We start from the raw sequence: 13,375 nt of genomic DNA, 5'->3' as shown, positions 1-13,375 counted from the left end.
GGCCAGCACGGCGCGGGCCTGCCGGGCGAGCTCCGCGGGCGGCGGAGTGCCCTCGGGCGGGCGGGGCGCCGGGCGCTTGGCCCGGGTTGTCACCGCCCGGCGGGCGGCCGCAACCGATTGACGGGGGACGAGTCGGAGCCGGGAGTCGCGCGGAGTACGGGACGTCACAGGTGCAGTCTTGCCGTTGACGGCCCGAAAGCCCAATCGGAACCCGGCTTGCGATCTAGCGGGGCCGCGCCATCTCGCCGACCCATCCCCGATATGGGGAGTTGTCCCCCTGTATGCCCGGGCGTCATCGGCGCTGCGGGCCCGGCGGAAGCGGGAGCGGGACGGGCGGTCGCGCTACATGAGCGGGGTGAGGAAGCGGCGCAGCGCCTCTTCGTAGCGGGACGGGTCGGCGTTCCACATCGCGGCGTGCGGTGCGTGCGGGACCGGCTGAAGAGTGATCAGCTCCGAGCGCCGGGCGGCGAAGGAACGGGAGGCCGCCCAGGGGGCGATCATGTCGTCGGGGCCGTGGAAGATCAGGGTGGGGATGGTCAGCTCGTCCGGGTCGACGGCGTCCGCGGGGCGGTCGACGGGCATTCCCGTGGTGCCCTCGGCGGCGCGGACGACCAGTGGCAGCAGGGCGCGCGGGACCCGCCGGGCGGCGGCCAGCGCGCGGACCGTGGCGTGCCGGTCGAGGACCGGGGAGTCCAGGACGAGGCCGCTGATCCGGTCGCGCAGCGCGGAGTGGACGGCGGCGCGCAACGCCATGGTCGCGCCGGTCGACCAGCCGTAGAGGACGACGTCGTGGGCGCCGTAGCGGAGGGCGTAGCGGATCGCCGCGTCCAGGTCGCGCCATTCGGTGTCGCCGAGGTGGTTGATGCCGTCGGCGGTGCGCGGGGCGCCGACGTCGTTGCGGTAGGCCAGGTCGAGGACGGGCAGCCGGTGGCGGTGCAGGAAGGGCATGACCACCATGGGGTGCTCGCGGGTGGTGCCCAGACCGTGTGCGGTGATGACCCAGGTGTCGCGTACGCCGGGCAGGAACCACGCCGGGAGGGGACCGAGTTCGCCGGGGATGTCGACGTCGGCGCAGTCGAGGCCGAGGGCGTCGCGGGGGTTGCCGATGTGCACCTGCGGGGTGAGCCGCATCCGTTTGCCCGGTTTGAGGGTGCCGTGGGTGACCCGTTCCAGACGGCGTACGACCGCGTCGGCGGGGTGCGGGGTGCCGTGCACGACGGAGCCGACCACCGCGTGGCAGCCGTTGCCGGTGAGGCCGTAGGTACCGGGCCGCAGGGACGCCAGGCTGCGGGTGAGGACGATGCGCTCATCGGTGGCGGAGTGCACGGTGAGACGGGAGTCGCCCGGCAGGGGGTGGTCGGGCGACGGTTTCAGGGCAGTCTCGCTGGCGTACCGACCGACCGCCACGGCGGCCGCCCCGGCACCGATCACGGTGAGGGCGGCCACGGCCGCCGCAGTACCCAGACGCACCTCACCAGTGTGCGCAGCGGCGCCGGGTGCGGCCACCCGGCGGACTCGGGCGGGTGAGGGAGGGGACGGCGGACGGTGCGCCGGGCCGCCGTCCCGGCCGGGCGCTCAGCCCTGGTGGCCGCGCTGGCCGTAGCCGCGCAGCTGCGCGCCGGCCGCTTCGAGCTGACCGGCCGACAGCAGGCTGGGCGTATGCCCCGGGACGGACTGCGCGGTGAGCCAGACGCGGCACATCCACTCCAGCTGGGCGGTGCGGTCCAGCGCCTGGTCGAGGCTGTCGCCGTAGGCGATGGTGCCGTGGTTCTGGAGCAGGGCGCCGGTGCGGTCGCGGAGCGCGTCGAGCATGTGCGCGGCGAGCTCGTCGCTGCCGTACAGGGCGTAGGGGGCGACGCGGACGGGGCCGCCGAGCGCCGCGGCCATGTAGTGGATCGGCGGAAGTTCGGTGACGAGGGTGGAGACGGCGGTGGCGTGCGGGGCGTGGGTGTGGACGACGGCGGTGGCCGTGGTCTGGCGGTAGACCGCCAGATGCATGGGGAGTTCGCTGGTCGGCCGGAGCGTGCCGATGATCTGGTGTCCGTCGAGGTCGACCGCGGTGGTGTCGGCGGGGCCGAGCCGGTCGTAGGGGACACCGCTGGGGGTGACCAGGATCAGGTCCCTCAGGCGGCGCGAGACATTGCCCGAGGTGCCGACGACCAGGCCGTCGGCGACGGTTCTGCGGGCGGTGGCGACCAGTTCGCTCCAGGCGGCGGCGAGGTGGTCGGGGTGATCCTTCATGGGTCCTCCGGCGCGGTGCGGCGAGAGCGGATGCGGTGCGCGCCACCGTACGAGCAGGCCGGGGAAGGGTACGCCAGGGGCCCGCCGGGACGGTACCGCCGTATGGGGATACATGCGGCTGCCGGAGATTGGCTGGAGATGGTCAGTTTTGCGCCTTATGCCCGTTAACGTCGGAGGGAAGTGTCGCGTATGTCACCCACCGGCAGAGCGTCGGGAGCGGGCCGGCTGTCGGGCGGTCGGAACCGCCGGAACGGCGTGCCGGCACAGCTCATCAAGTTCGCCGCAGGGTGATACGGAAGTGACGCCAGGGACGCCTCCGCGTGAACACTGCGGTGGTGTCACCGCCACGCCCGTCCCAGTTCACTTTCCGTTCACCAACTCTCCGTACGGTCCCGAGCGACACTGACCTTCGAACTGATTGCCTGGGTGAATGGAACACATCACGCTTCTCATCGGGATCGTGATCGTCACGGCCTTGGTGTTCGACTTTACGAACGGCTTCCACGACACGGCCAACGCGATGGCCACCACCATTTCCACCGGGGCCTTGCGACCCAAGACCGCGGTGGCGATGTCAGCGGCACTGAACCTCGTCGGAGCGTTTCTGTCGGTGGAGGTCGCCAAGACCATCTCCGGCGGGATCATCGACGAGGGCGCGGGCATCAGACCTGAAGTGATCTTCGCCGGCCTTGTCGGCGCCATCATCTGGAACCTGCTGACCTGGCTCGCCGGGCTCCCCTCCAGCTCCTCCCACGCGCTCTTCGGCGGTCTGATCGGCGCGACGCTGGTGTCCGTCGGCACCAACGGTGTGCACGGCGAAGCCGTCGTGATGAAGGTCCTGATCCCGGCGGTGGCCGCCCCGATCGTCGCGGGCCTGGCCTCGATGGCGGCGACCCGGCTCACCTACCGGCTGACCCGCAACCGCGACGAGGCCGACACCGCCAAGGGCTACCGCGCCGGGCAGATCGCCTCGGCCGCCCTGGTCTCGCTCGCCCACGGCACCAACGACGCGCAGAAGACGATGGGTGTGATCACGCTCGCGCTGATCACCGGCGGGGTGGTCGCCCCGCACGCCGACCCGCCGATGTGGGTCATCGCCTCGGCCGGTCTGGCCATCGCGCTCGGTACGTACCTGGGCGGCTGGCGGATCATCCGCACGATGGGCAAGGGCATCACCGACATCCAGCCGCCGCAGGGCTTCGCCGCCCAGACCGGTGCCGCGGCCACCATCCTGGCCTCCTCCCACCTCGGCTTCGCGCTCTCCACCACCCAGGTCTGCTCCGGTTCCGTGATGGGCTCGGGTCTGGGCCGCAAGGGCGGCGTGGTGCGCTGGTCCACGGCCGGCCGGATGGTCGCCGCCTGGGGCCTGACGCTGCCGGCCGCCGGTGCGGTCGCGGCGGGCGCCGCGTTCCTGGCCGGCCAGGGCGACTGGGGCGTCGCGGCCGTGGCGATCCTCGCGCTCGGCATCTGCGGCGCGATCTGGGCCGCCTCCCGCCGCAAGCCGATCGACCACACCAACGTCAACGACGGCCCGGCCGCGGAGCCGGTGGGTGTGGTGACCGCCGCACTGCGCACCGTCTCCCCTCCGCCCGCAGGCCAGCCGGTCCGGGTGTCCGACGGGCCGGAAGCCGTCGACGCGGCTGACACCGCGACCCCCGCCCCGCGCGCCAAGGCCGCGACGGTCACCCGCTAGCTGTCATCACCTAAGGAACGCAATGAGCATCGACTGGGCAGCTCTCGGCCAGGTCTTCGGTGTCACCCTCGTGGTGACGGTCGGGATCGTGGGCCTGTTCACCGTCGGCATCGTCGGTACGTCCCGCAAGCCGCAGCGGGAGGGCGAGGCCGCCGTGGCCACCGCCCCCGGTGCGGGCGCGCGGGCCGGTGCGGTGGCCGCCTTCGCGATGTGCGCGGCGGCCGTGGCGTACGGCATCTATCTGATCGTCGCCGCCTGACACAGCCGGGTACGGCAGCGAGCGGAAGCGACCACGAACGAGGCGTCCGGAGGACCGCGGCATCAGCCGTTGTCCGCCGGGCGCCTCGTCCTTTGCTGTTCACCCCGCCCGGTGAGCGCCTCGTCGGCCTCCCGGGCCAGGGCGTCGGCGATGGCCGTACCGCCGCGGCTGTTGAGGTATTCGGAGACCCGGATCTGTACGACCTTGCTGAAGGTCTGGTAGTGGGTGCTGCGCGGGCGCGGTTCGGCGGCCCGCAGCGCCGCGTACAGCGTCCGGGTGTACGGCGGCTCCTGGCCGGGCCACGGCGCCCGCTGCCCGGTGCTGCCGTGCTCGGCGCGCTCGGGCGGCAGCGGGCAGTGCGGCGCCTTCGCCGCCTCCCGGTACGCCGAGTCACGGGTCGCCGCGAACCCCCGCTCCAGCAGACAGCGCTCGCTGCCCGGGCCGGTCAGCGCCTCGATCAGGGCCCGGGCGCCGGCCGGCCGCTTGCTGCCGGCGGAGATCGCCAGATTCTGCCCGCCCAGGACGGACATCCGTTTGCCGTCGGTGGGACGGGCCGGCAGCTCGGCGACGTCGAACTGTGTGCCGGGGGTGAGCTTCTCGGCGACCGAGGCGTACTCCACCGGCCAATTGCGCATGAACAGCGCGCGGCCGTCGGCGAACCAGCGGCGGCTCTCCGTCTCGTCCATGGACATGGTCTCGTGCGGCATGATCATCGAGTCCAGCCGGTCCTTGATCTCGGCGACGCCCAGCTGGAGCGCGCCGATCTGCTCGCCCTGGGTGAAGCTGGTGGCGTCCGGGTCACCGCCCATGGCCCAGGCGGACTCCAGGGTGTTGACGGTCAGCCCTTCGTAGGGCCGTAGCTGGGCGACCATGCCGTACATCTTCCGGTTCGTGGTGGCCTTGCCGTCGTGGGCGAGCTTGCGGTTATAGGCGTCCGCGACCTGGCCGGCCATGTTCTTCAGCGCGCCCCAGTTGGACGGGGGCTCGTCATAGCCGTAGTCGTGGAGGATGTCCTTGCGGTAATAGAGCAGCCCGGCGTCGGAGTTGAAGGGGACACCCCAGATCTGGCCGTCGTAGGAGACGGTCTTGACCACACTGTCGAGGAAGTCACCGTCCAGGCTCGTGCCCCAGGGCCGGATCACACCCGCCTCGGCGAACTCCGCGGTCCAGGCCACATCGAGGTTGAGCACGTCGTAGTCGCTGTTGCCGGACTGGCCCGCGGCCAGCAGCTGGCTGCGCTGGCCGTCGGCGGTGTCCGGGAGCTTGACGATCCGCACCGAGCGGCCGGTGCGTTTCTCGAAGGCCCTGATGAGGGCCTGGCGGACGCCGGTGCTGCTGAGGTCGCTGCCGGTGGCCAGGACGATCGGGCCCTTCTCCGGGCCGGGTTGCGGCCCCGACGTACAGCCGGTGGCCGCCGCCGTCAGCGTCAGACACAGCAGGACGGTGGGCAGGCTGGCGCGCGGGGTTCTCACCGGTCGCGGGCTTCTCACCGGTCGTGGAGTTCTCACCGGTCCTCCTTGCCCGCGGTGCCGATGGAGGCGACCAGGCCGGCCAGCAGATCGGGGGCCTGCGGGCCGCCGGGCACACACTGGCCGTGCGAGGCGCCGGCCAGCCCCTGGAGGGTGGTGTCACAGCCGGCCCTGCCCATCACCAGCGTCAGGACCGGCACCGCGGGTTTCTCCTTCAGCAGGGCGGTGAGGGCCCGTTCCACGCCCGCCGCCCGCCGCGGGCCGCCGTCGTCCTCGTCGAGGATCAGCACGATCGCCTGGTTGCTGCCGGCCGACTTCTTCATCTCCCGTACGGCCGCGGTCAGCGCCTCCTCCATCGCGGCGCCGTGGTCGACGAGTTCGTCCGTTCCCCCCTTCGCGATCCGGTCCAGCGCGGCCTTGCCCCGGGCCGGGTCGGCGCTGCCGAGCGGGACGACGCGGCGCACCGCAGCGGGGTCGTCGGGGTGTGCACGGTCCGGGAAGGTCCACAGGCCGTAGGTGTGGTGGGCGCCGACCATCTCCAGGGTGCGGCCGGCCGCGCCGAGGGCGACCGGGAGCTTGCCGCCCTCGGCCATCGAGGTGGAGGTGTCCATCAGGATCAGCAGCCGGCTGGACCGCTGTGCCTTGTCGTAGCCCTCCAGCACCCGGGCGACCTGGTCCGCGCCGGCCCGGAAGGGGGTGACGGGGGCGTCGGGGTTGACGCCTGCGCGGCTGCTCCGCAGCGGGGAGCCCGGTGCCGGCGCGGGCGCCTCGCCGTCCTTGCCGGGCACACCCCGATAGCCCTGCTCGGTGAGGGTGCGCCGACCGCCCGCCGGGTCGCGGAGCCAGTCGGCGAGCCGGTCGACCGCGGCCTGCCGTGGCGCGGCGTCCGCGGCGCCGCGCCAGTCGACCCGGATCAGCGGATGGTCGAGCGCCGGGACGTTCTTGGGGTAGTAGGCGGCGTACCGGTCGCCGGGGGCGAGCGCGGAGTCCAGGGCCGGGCAACTGCCGATGGCGTGGCCGAGGTTGAAGTCGGCGAGGGACTTCTCGGAGACCAGCGGCGCCGAGCGGGCGCCCTGGCCGGTGCCGGGGCGGGCCGGATTGCCCTGGTCCGCGCCGGGTCGCAGCGAACACAGCAGCTCGGTACTGCCCGCGTACTGGCTGCCCGGGGCGGAGAGCCGCTGTTCGGCGCCCTCCGCGAGGGTGGGGTCGGGGGTGCCCGACGAGCCGATGTGGGACCCGTCGCCCGCGAGATAGAGGCCGATGGTGTGCAGCAGTCCGGTGCCGGACAGCACCGGGCTCGGCCGCAGGAGTTTGAGGTCGCGGTGTGCGCTGTCGGTGCCGGTGAGCAGGTCCTGCCAGGAGACATCGACCTGTTCGACGTCGTCCAGCCGCTTGTTCGCCGGGATGCCGACGACCAGCGGGCTGTAGGCGACCGGGCCGGTGTTGTGCAGGGTCGCCGGGGAACCGTGGGCGGGCATACCGCGGCGGGCCTCCTCGTAGTCGGCGGTGGATTCGGGGATCCACAGGTCGGGCTGCGGTCCCGGCCGGTAGAGGGGGTCGGTGCCCTTGCTGTCCGGCGTGCCCTGGCCGGTGCCCTTGGCCTCGCCCTGCCAGCGGTCGGCGGCGGCGAAGCCCTGGTCGACCTGGTCCTTGGCGGCGGAGTAGACGGTGATCTGGGTGCGCCGGCAGCCGCCGGGGAGGTCGCTCTCGCCGTGCAGCGGGCGGGTGTTGAGGTCGGACATCTCGTAGTCGAAGGCCGCCTGGCGCAGGGCGGGTTCGGCCTCGGGGGCGGTGAGCAGCCGCAGTTCGAGGGCGGGCGGGCAGGCCGGCAGGGGACGCAGTGCGTGCAGCGCGGTCAGCCCGGCGGCGGCCAGCGCGAGCACGGTGCACAGGGCGAGCAGGAGTTTGAGGCGGCGCCGGATGTGCTGGTTGAACCAGCGGCGTAAGCGGATCCGCGGCGGGGTCGGCAGCCGGACCTCGGGGGTGGCGAAGGACAGGATGACGTCATCGACGGTGTTCTGCTTCGCCGAGCGGGGCTGCCATACGTCGCCCATCGGCGTCTGCGTATCGGCGAGCCGTTCGCGCAGTGCCCGTACGAGGTCCTCGAAGGTGACAAAGCGCTTGCCGGGTATGCCGCGTTCGAGGATCTGCACCATGGCGCGGGTGAAGAAGGTGCCGCCGGCCGGCTCCTCGCCGCTGAAGATACGGCGGTTGGGCTGGGCGGCCATCAGCAGCGACATGGGCTTGCCGAGGGAGTGGAAGGCCCCGTCGGCGTTGCCCGAGTAGCAGCACTCCAGGACGATCACGATGCGCTCGGCCCGGGCGTTGTCGAGGCAGGAGAGCACCATGTCCTGCCAGGAGACGGTGGTGTGGCTCTGCTGGGGCACCGAGGTGCCGACCATCAGTTGCAGATTCCCGCCGTCGCTGCCGACCCGGCCGTGGCCGGAGAAGTGCACCAGCAGCAGACCGCGCGCCTCGTCGGCGGCGGTCTTGAGCGCCTGTCCCACCTCCCAGGGCTCCCTGGGGCGGCAGAGGGTGACCTCGTCGGCGGTGAACAGGTCGGTGCCGGTCAGTGCGCGGGCGAGCTCCTCGGCGTTGTCCTCGACCGCGGGCAGACCGGTCAGCGTCTCGTAGTCGTGCACACAGACCAGCAGCGCCCGGTTGCGTTTTCCCCGTGCGTCGTATTCGGACATCCGGTTCAGTCCTCGCGGGTGCTGCCGCTCTCCTGTGCCGGGCTGCCGGGATCGGGGTGTTCGGGGCCGGCGTCGCCGACCGCGCTCAGCTCTCCGTCGGTGCCTACGGAGACGGCGGGCACCTCGCCCGCCGCGCGCTCCTCCCTGCGCCGCCGCAGCCACTCCCGTAGCGCGATGGTCATCCCCTTGGTGAGCTCGGCGGCGACCGCGCCCACGATCACCAGGATCAGATCGTCGACGCCCACGGCCATATCGCCCAGATCGGGCCCGTCCGCGGTGTGGTCCTGCTCGTCTGCGGGATGCGGGCGCTGCTCCCAGCCGTGTTCCTGCCGGTTCAGCCAGGGCTCGCGCTCCAGCCAGGCCCTGAGGTCGTCGATGTCCTGCTGCGGATTGTTCGTACCCGTGATCCTGATCCGGATCTCATGACGATCGGCGCTCTCCGGCATCCCCCAGCCCCCTTCCGGCGGCCCCATCGCCGCCGTGCACCAGATAGTGACGTGGGATCAGGTGCGCAGGCAACCGTCCGTGACACGACAGCCACCCTGTGGCGTGCACCACAGCGCCTGCCACAGGGCAGCGTCGCAGGTCAAGAGTGAGTTGACGGGCATTCGCGGAGCGTGGTGGACTGCCGGAGCCAATCGGCGACAGATGAGGAAGTCCGGTGAGAATCCGGCGCGGTCCCGCCACTGTCACCGGGGAGCGTTCCTCCGACGAAGGCCACGGCTCGTGCTCGTACGGGCTGGAAGGCCGGGGGAAGCGCCGATCCGGGAGCCAGGAGACTCTTGTCGCCGTCACGTCGAGCCAGGGCGCGGACCCTGAGTGAGGACATACCGCCATGCCCGGCCGCCGTTCGAAAGCTCCACTGCCCGCTGCCGCAGGGCCCCTTCGAGGCTTGACGGCGGTCTGATCCGATGCGCGGCGAACACGCGGGATATGCGTGCGGCGCGGCCCTCGGCTTTCTCGGCGACCTGATCGCGGCGGATCCTCGGCGCGGCCATCCGGTGGCCGCGTTCGGCCGGGCCGCGGGTGCCGTCGAGCGCCGGCTGTGGCGCGATCACCGCGGTTACGGGGCGGCCCATGCCGTGCTGTGCGCGGGCGGCGCGGCCGCCGGTGCCGCGCTGCTTCAGCGTGCCGTACGGGGCACCGCACCGTCCCTCCTCCGTCATGGCGCACAGGTGGCGCTGACCGCGGCGACGGTCTGGGCCGTGCTGGGCGGTACCTCGCTCGGCCGGGAGGCGCGGGCCATCGGCGGTGCGCTGACGGCGGGCGATCCGGACCTGGCACGGGAGCGGCTGCCGCATCTGTGCGGGCGCGATCCGCAGGCGCTGGACGGGCCGCAGATGGCCCGCGCGGTGGTGGAGTCGGTCGCCGAGAACACCTCGGACGCGGTGGTGGGCGCCCTGGTGTGGGGCGCGCTCGGCGGGGTGCCGGGCCTGGTGGCGTTCCGGGCGGTGAACACGCTGGACGCGATGGTGGGTCACAAGTCGCCGCGCTACCGGCGGTTCGGCTGGGCCTCGGCCCGGCTCGACGATCTCGCCGGCTGGCCCGGCTCCCGGCTGACCGCCGCACTGACCGTGCTCGCGGGCCCCGACCGGCGCGGCGCGCTGCGGGCCTGGCGGGCGGACGGCGGGGCGCACCCGAGCCCCAACGCGGGCCCGGTGGAGGCATCGTTCGCGGGCGCGCTGGGCGTACGGCTGGGCGGCACACTGGCGTACGGCGGGCGGGTGGAGCACCGTCCGGTGCTCAACGGCGGGGCGCCGCCGGTCGGCGTGCCCGATATCGAGCGGGCGGTACGGCTCTCGCGCCGGGTGAGCGTCATGGCGCTGGCGGCGACGGTGGCGGGACGGCTGGTGGCCGGCGCGCTGCGACACGGAAGTGGAAACGGGAGGAAGCCCCGATGAACGGGCGTTTCGAGTCGGCCGGCGGGGCCGTCGGCGGTGGCCTGTTGGTGGCCGGTACGACGTCCGATGCCGGCAAGAGCGTGGTGACGGCGGGCATCTGCCGCTGGCTGGTCCGGCAGGGCATCCGCGTGGCGCCCTTCAAGGCGCAGAACATGTCGCTCAATTCGTTCGTGACGCGGGAGGGCGCGGAGATCGGGCGGGCCCAGGCAATGCAGGCCGCCGCGGCCCGTGTCGAGCCGACCGCGCTGATGAACCCCGTGCTGCTCAAGCCGGGCAGCGACCGCAGCAGCCAGGTGGTGCTGCTGGGCAAGGCGGTGGGTGAGCTCAGTGCCCGTGGGTACTTCGGGGGGTCCGGGGGGTCGTCACCCGGGAAGACGCAGTACGCGGGGCACCGGGAGCAGTTGCTCGGGACGGTGACCGACTGCCTGGCCGAGCTGCGGCGGACGCACGACGCGGTGATCTGCGAGGGCGCCGGCAGCCCCGCCGAGATCAATCTGCGGCGTACCGACATCGTGAACATGGGCATCGCCCGGGCCGCCCGGATCCCGGTCGTCGTGGTCGGCGACATCGACCGCGGCGGGGTGTTCGCCTCCTTCTTCGGCACCACCGCGCTGCTGTCGCGGGAGGACCAGGCGCTGGTCGCGGGCTATCTCGTCAACAAGTTCCGGGGCGATGTGACGCTGCTGGAGCCGGGGCTGGAGATGCTGCGCGGCCTCACGGGCCGGCCGACGCTGGGCGTACTGCCCTTCGCGCACGGGCTCGGCATCGACGAGGAGGACGGTCTGAGGGTGTCCCTGCGCGGCGCGGTGCGTGAGAGCGTGGTGGCCCCGCCGCACGGCGCGGATGTGCTGCGGGTGGCGGTCTGTGCCGTACCGCTGATGTCGAACTTCACGGACGTGGACGCGCTGGCCGCCGAACCGGGCGTGGTGGTGCGGTTCGTGGACCGGGCCGAGGAGCTGGCCGACGCGGACCTGGTGGTGCTGCCCGGCACCCGGGGCACGGTCCGGGCGCTCGCGTGGCTGCGTGAGCGCGGCCTGGCGGACGCGATCGCCCGGCGGGCCGCCGAGGGCCGCCCGGTACTGGGCATCTGCGGCGGCTACCAGATGCTGGGCGAGCGCATCGAGGACGAGGTCGAGTCGAAGGCGGGCACGGTCGAGGGGCTGGGGCTGCTGCCCGTACGGGTGCGGTTCGCGGTCGAGAAGACCCTGGCCCGGCCGGTCGGCACGGCGCTGGGCGAGCCGGTGGAGGGGTACGAGATCCACCACGGGGTCGCCGAAGTGACCGGCGGGGACGAGGCGTTCATGTCCGATGACCAAGGACGCAGTTTGGACGGCTGCCGGGCCGGCTCCGTATGGGGCACGCACTGGCACGGCTCACTGGAGAGCGACGGCTTCCGCCGGGCCTTCCTGCGGCGGGTCGCGGCGGACGCGGGGCGGGCGTTCGTACCGGCCCCGGACACCAGCTTCGGCACGCTGCGCGAGGAACAGCTGGACCGCCTGGGCGATCTGATCGAGGAGCACGCCGACACGGACGCGCTGCTGCGGCTGATCGAGAAGGGGGTGCCGGAGGGGCTGCCGTTCGTGCCTCCGGGGGCGCCATGAAGGGTACGCACAGGACGAATCCGGAGCCGGTCGGCGACGTGGAGGACAACAAGGCATGACAATCACCCACAACACGACCCCGCAGTACCCCTTCACCGCGGTCGTCGGTATGGACGATCTGCGGCTGGCCCTGCTGCTGAACGCGGTGAGCCCCGCGGTCGGCGGCGTGCTGGTGCGCGGTGAGAAGGGCACCGCCAAGAGCACCGCCGTACGCGCGCTGTCGGCGCTGATGCCGACCGTGGACGTGATCAGCGGCTGCCGCTTCGCCTGCGCCCCCGCCGCGCCCGACCCCGGCTGCCCCGACGGGCCGCACGGGACGGGTGCCGCCCTGGACCGTCCGACGCGGATGGTCGAGCTGCCCGTCGGCGCCTCGGAGGACCGGCTCGTGGGCGCGCTGGACATCGAGCGGGCGCTCTCGGAGGGCGTCAAGGCCTTCGAGCCGGGCCTGCTGGCGGACGCGCACCGCGGCATCCTCTACGTCGACGAGGTCAATCTGCTCCACGACCATCTGGTGGACCTGCTGCTGGATGCCGCCGCCATGGGCGCCTCCTACGTGGAGCGCGAGGGCGTCTCCGTACGGCATGCGGCGCGGTTCCTGCTGGTGGGCACGATGAATCCGGAAGAGGGGGAACTGCGGCCGCAGTTGCTGGACCGGTTCGGGCTCACCGTCGAGGTCGCCGCATCGCGCGAGCCGGACCAGCGGGTGGAGGTCGTCCGGCGCCGGCTGGCGTACGACGCCGATCCGGCCGGCTTCACGGCGCGCTGGGCGGCCGAGGAGGACAAGCTGCGCGCCCGCATCGCCGGGGCGCGGGAGCTGCTGCCCCGGGTGACGCTGGGGGACGCGGCGCTGCGGCAGATCGCCGCGACCTGTGCCGCGTTCGAGGTGGACGGGATGCGCGCGGACATCGTGATGGCGCGCACCGCGACCGCGCTGGCCGCGTGGGCGGGGCGGACGGACGTCCAGGAGGAGGACGTGCGGCAGGCGGCGCTGCTGGCGCTGCCGCACCGCCGGCGCCGTAATCCCTTCGATGCCCCCGGCCTGGACGAGGACAAACTCGACCGCACGCTGGAGGAGTTCGGCGGGGCGGACGAGGGCGCGGACGGCGAGGACGATCCGGAGCCGGACGGTCCGGACGGTGGCCCCGACGGGGGCGGGCCGGGCGGCGGGCATCCGCAGCGGGACGGCGGGCCCGAGGAGTCACCGCTCCCGCCGGACCCCGAACTGCCGCATCAGCAGGAGCGGGAGACGCCCCAGGCGCCCCGGACCCCCGAGAAGCCCGAGCCGGAGACCGAGCCCCAGCCCCAGGGGGGCGCAGCCGGCGAGAAGCCGGCGGTCGGGGCCACCGAGCCGTTCAAGACCCGCCGTCTGGACGTGCCGGGCCTGGGCGAGGGCGCGGACGGCCGCAGGTCGCGGGCGCGCACCGCGCACGGCCGGACGACCGGGGCGCGGCGTCCGCAGGGCGCCCTGGGCAAGCTGCATCTGGCGGCGACCGTGCAGGCCGCGGCGCCGCACCAGCG

General features: G+C 73.2%; 10 protein-coding genes and 1 riboswitch. Of the genes, 5 read left to right on the top strand and 5 right to left on the bottom strand.

Annotated features, from left to right (window positions below; translation table 11 throughout):
* Positions 1–342 precede the first annotated feature (342 nt).
* Both DY245_RS13715 and DY245_RS13710 read right to left on the bottom strand, forming a co-directional pair.
* Complete coding sequence (locus tag DY245_RS13715; RefSeq protein WP_128507104.1) at positions 343–1,470, bottom strand: alpha/beta hydrolase; 1,128 nt, start codon at positions 1,468–1,470, stop codon at positions 343–345.
* A gap of 105 nt (positions 1,471–1,575) precedes the next feature.
* Complete coding sequence (locus DY245_RS13710) at positions 1,576–2,241, bottom strand: class II aldolase/adducin family protein (protein ID WP_128507102.1); 666 nt, start codon at positions 2,239–2,241, stop codon at positions 1,576–1,578.
* A gap of 430 nt (positions 2,242–2,671) precedes the next feature.
* On the opposite strand from DY245_RS13710, the gene DY245_RS13705 reads away from it, so the two are divergent.
* Positions 2,672–3,934, top strand: a complete 1,263-nt coding sequence (locus tag DY245_RS13705; RefSeq protein WP_128507100.1) for an inorganic phosphate transporter — start codon at positions 2,672–2,674, stop codon at positions 3,932–3,934.
* Positions 3,935–3,956: 22 nt separating this feature from the next.
* A complete protein-coding gene (locus DY245_RS13700; protein ID WP_128507098.1) occupies positions 3,957–4,193 on the top strand; it encodes a hypothetical protein in 237 nt (78 codons plus the stop codon).
* 62 nt (positions 4,194–4,255) lie between these two features.
* Here the strand turns inward: DY245_RS13700 and DY245_RS13695 are convergent, their stop codons facing one another.
* Genes DY245_RS13695 through DY245_RS13685 form a run of 3 tightly spaced genes read right to left on the bottom strand, consistent with a single transcriptional unit; the run spans position 4,256 to position 8,801 of the window.
* The gene (locus DY245_RS13695) at positions 4,256–5,665 is read right to left on the bottom strand and encodes an extracellular solute-binding protein (protein ID WP_244943029.1); all 1,410 of its coding nucleotides are present in this window, start codon (positions 5,663–5,665) and stop codon (positions 4,256–4,258) included.
* A 32-nt stretch (positions 5,666–5,697) separates the two neighbouring features.
* The gene (locus DY245_RS13690; RefSeq protein ID WP_128507096.1) at positions 5,698–8,355 is read right to left on the bottom strand and encodes a caspase family protein; all 2,658 of its coding nucleotides are present in this window, start codon (positions 8,353–8,355) and stop codon (positions 5,698–5,700) included.
* Between the two features lie 5 nt (positions 8,356–8,360).
* On the bottom strand, positions 8,361–8,801 hold the full coding sequence (locus DY245_RS13685) for a hypothetical protein (protein WP_128507094.1): 441 nt from the start codon (positions 8,799–8,801) through the stop codon (positions 8,361–8,363).
* Between the two features lie 204 nt (positions 8,802–9,005).
* Positions 9,006–9,137, top strand: a riboswitch (cobalamin riboswitch).
* Between the two features lie 129 nt (positions 9,138–9,266).
* On the opposite strand from DY245_RS13685, the gene DY245_RS13680 reads away from it, so the two are divergent.
* The 3 genes from DY245_RS13680 to DY245_RS13670 form a co-directional block, all read left to right on the top strand.
* Positions 9,267–10,256 carry a cobalamin biosynthesis protein gene (locus DY245_RS13680; protein WP_128507092.1) on the top strand — a complete coding sequence of 330 codons (990 nt, stop codon included), beginning with the start codon at positions 9,267–9,269 and terminating at the stop codon, positions 10,254–10,256.
* Positions 10,253–11,857, top strand: coding sequence for a cobyric acid synthase (locus tag DY245_RS13675; RefSeq protein ID WP_128507090.1), 1,605 nt, complete (start codon positions 10,253–10,255; stop codon positions 11,855–11,857). Before DY245_RS13680 ends, DY245_RS13675 begins: the two co-directional genes overlap by 4 nt.
* Positions 11,858–11,912: 55 nt before the next feature.
* On the top strand, positions 11,913–13,375 hold a 1,463-nt coding region (locus DY245_RS13670; RefSeq protein WP_128507088.1), incomplete at its 3' end, for a magnesium chelatase ATPase subunit I.

Origin of the sequence: Streptomyces inhibens (assembly GCF_003389455.1) — a bacterium.
In the GTDB taxonomy this organism is placed as follows: Bacteria; Actinomycetota; Actinomycetes; order Streptomycetales; family Streptomycetaceae; genus Streptomyces; species Streptomyces inhibens.
Note: the sequence above shows the minus strand (reverse complement) of the source record. Positions and strands in the feature narration are given on the sequence as shown.

Bases quoted from the DNA above. Each gene is read 5' to 3' on its own strand.
- DY245_RS13700 (WP_128507098.1), top strand. From the start codon at position 3,957: ATGAGCATCGACTGGGCAGCTCTCGGCCAGGTCTTCGGTGTCACCCTC.
- DY245_RS13685 (WP_128507094.1), bottom strand. From the start codon at position 8,801: ATGCCGGAGAGCGCCGATCGTCATGAGATCCGGATCAGGATCACGGGT.
- DY245_RS13705 (WP_128507100.1), top strand. From the start codon at position 2,672: ATGGAACACATCACGCTTCTCATCGGGATCGTGATCGTCACGGCCTTG.
- DY245_RS13675 (WP_128507090.1), top strand. From the start codon at position 10,253: ATGAACGGGCGTTTCGAGTCGGCCGGCGGGGCCGTCGGCGGTGGCCTG.
- DY245_RS13710 (WP_128507102.1), bottom strand. From the start codon at position 2,241: ATGAAGGATCACCCCGACCACCTCGCCGCCGCCTGGAGCGAACTGGTC.
- DY245_RS13680 (WP_128507092.1), top strand. From the start codon at position 9,267: ATGCGCGGCGAACACGCGGGATATGCGTGCGGCGCGGCCCTCGGCTTT.
- DY245_RS13690 (WP_128507096.1), bottom strand. From the start codon at position 8,355: ATGTCCGAATACGACGCACGGGGAAAACGCAACCGGGCGCTGCTGGTC.